At 68.4% G+C, this 2,547-nt stretch carries 2 protein-coding genes; both read left to right on the top strand.

Annotated features, from left to right (window positions below; genetic code table 11):
• Positions 1 to 26 precede the first annotated feature (26 nt).
• On the top strand, positions 27 to 1,457 hold the full coding sequence (gene argH / locus NQ160_RS22160; RefSeq protein ID WP_257517203.1) for an argininosuccinate lyase: 1,431 nt from the start codon (positions 27 to 29) through the stop codon (positions 1,455 to 1,457).
• Between the two features lie 51 nt (positions 1,458 to 1,508).
• A complete protein-coding gene (locus NQ160_RS22155) occupies positions 1,509 to 2,150 on the top strand; it encodes a SatD family protein (protein WP_257517202.1) in 642 nt (213 codons plus the stop codon).
• Positions 2,151 to 2,547 lie beyond the last annotated feature (397 nt).

Raw genomic sequence — 2,547 nt, 5'->3', positions numbered from 1 at the left:
GCGGTCGGCCCCGGTAGGCTGACCAGGTGAGCGGAAGCAAAAGTGAAGGCACGAACGCGGGCGCACTGTGGGGCGGACGGTTCGCCTCTGGCCCCTCGCCGGAACTGGCGGCGCTGAGCCGCTCCACTCACTTCGACTGGGCGCTGGCCCCGTACGACATCGCCGGCTCCCATGCCCACGCCAAGGCGCTCGCCGCCGCGGGCTATCTGACCGCCGACGAGGAAGGGCGCATGCACGCGGGCCTGGACGCACTGGCCGCCGCCGTGCAGGACGGCACCCTCGTCGCCGGCCCGGACGACGAGGACGTGCACGGCGCGCTGGAAGCCGCGCTCATCGCCGAGGTGGGCGCGGAGCTCGGGGGCAAGCTGCGCGCCGGTCGCAGCCGCAACGACCAGATCGCCACCCTCGTGCGCATGTACCTGCTCGATCACTCGCGGCTGATCGCCAGGGAGATCCTGCGGGTCATCGATGCGATCGTGGCCCAGGCCGAGGCGCATTCCACCGCGATCATGCCCGGGCGCACGCACCTGCAGCACGCCCAGCCCATCCTCTTGGCGCACCACCTGCAGGCCCATGCCTGGCCACTGGTGCGCGACCTCGAGCGCCTGCGCGACTGGACGGCGCGCGCGAGCGTCTCGCCCTACGGCGGGGGAGCGTTGGCAGGAGCGACGCTGGGGCTGGACCCGCAGCTGGTCGCCGACGAGCTGGGCCTGGCCCGGCCGGCCGAGAACTCTCTCGACGGTACCGCCGCGCGTGATGTCGTCGCGGAGTTCGCGTTCATCGCGGCGATGATCGCGGTGGATCTCTCGCGCTTCGCCGAGGACATCATCATCTGGAACACCCGCGAGTTCGGATTCGTGACACTCGACGACGGGTACTCGACGGGGTCGAGCATCATGCCGCAGAAGAAGAACCCCGACATCGCCGAGCTCGCCCGTGGCAAGGCGGGGCGGCTCATCGGCAACCTCTCGGGCCTGCTCGCGACTCTGAAGGCGCTTCCGCTGGCTTACAACCGCGACCTGCAAGAGGACAAAGAGCCGGTCTTCGACTCCGTGACCACGCTCGAAGTCGTGCTGCCGGCGTTCGCCGGCATGGTCGCGACGCTGCGCTTCGACACCGAGCGCATGGCCTCTCTCGCCCCGCAGGGATTCTCACTGGCCACGGATGTCGCCGAATGGCTGGTCAAGCGCGGAGTGCCCTTCCGCGACGCGCACGAGATCTCTGGCGCGTTGGTGCGGGCGTGCGAGCAGCGAGGGATGGAACTGCAGGATGCCGGCGACGACCTCCTCGCCGAGATCTCCCCGCAGCTGACGCCGCAGGTGCGAGAGGTGCTGTCGATCCAGGGCTCGGTGGCGAGCCGGGACGGGGTCGGCGGCACGGCTCCGGTGCGCGTCGACGAGCAGCGCGCCGAGCTGGTCGCCCGGGCCCAGAGCGTCGCCCACGCCCTCGGGATCTAACACATAAGACAAGCCCTTATATCCGAGAAACATAAGCTGTACTCTTATTGCATGAGTGTGGCAGTCACCGCCGACATCGTCGGGTCCCGTGCCCTCAGCGACCGGGGCGGCGCGCAACAGCGCCTCGAGGCCGCCGTCGCCCGGGTGGAGTCGGACTTCGCACTCGCGGAGCGGCCCCTGAGACCCACGGTCGGGGATGAGCTTCAGGGCGTCTACCCGACTCTTGCCGCGGCGTCCGCTGGAGTGCTCCTGCTTCGCCTCGCTCTCCCCGATGGCGTCGAGTGCCGTTTCGGCATGGGCGTGGGTTCGCTTGACGACGTGCCGTCGGTGACCGTCGGCACCATCTCGGAGGGGCCCGCCTGGTGGGCAGCCCGCGCAGCGATCGACACTGTGCACGCGAAGCAGAGCCGTTCCCTTCCCGGTGTTCGCACATGGGCGGCCGCCGCCGACGGGCACGATGCCGCAGCGCTGGAGGCGGTTCGGCTGGCGAACTCGGGATTCGTCGCGCGCGATCAGCTCGTGACGGCTATGACCGAGCGGGGTCGGCGCATCACGTACAGCCGGTGCATCGGCGACACGCAGCGCGCGATCGCAGAGGTCGAGGGGATCACGCAGTCCGCGGTCTCACAGGCACTCGCGGCGTCCGGGGGAGCGGTGCTCGTCGACGCCGTGCGCACCCTTCTGGCCGCGTGATTCCGGGCGACACTCCCGGGATGCGCGCCAGATTTGCCGAGTCCCCAGGATCGACGTATTGTTTTCTCTGTTGGCCCCACAGGGACAGCGGAGAGGCCGAGAGCCCCGCACCCCTCAAGTGGCAACACCCCATCCTCTTCGATCTTCGGATCGAGTGTCTTCTGACGCGGATGGAGCTTCCCACCTCACCCGCTGGTCGATTTGACAAGCGCGAGGAGATGGGTAAGATAGAGAAGTTGCCCTGCAGGGCAGGCCGAGAGGCCGGCCAGCAGGAGCATCCGATCCTTGAGAACTCAACAGCGTGCACTTGTCAAATGCCAAATAACCTCGTCCCGGTTTTTACCGGGTGAGATTCCTTTGGATCAAAGTCCGATTCCCTTTGGGGGGTCGGCAACGG

The organism is Microbacterium sp. zg.Y909 (genome assembly GCF_024626565.1).
This window is presented reverse-complemented; position numbering and strand designations above follow the sequence as displayed.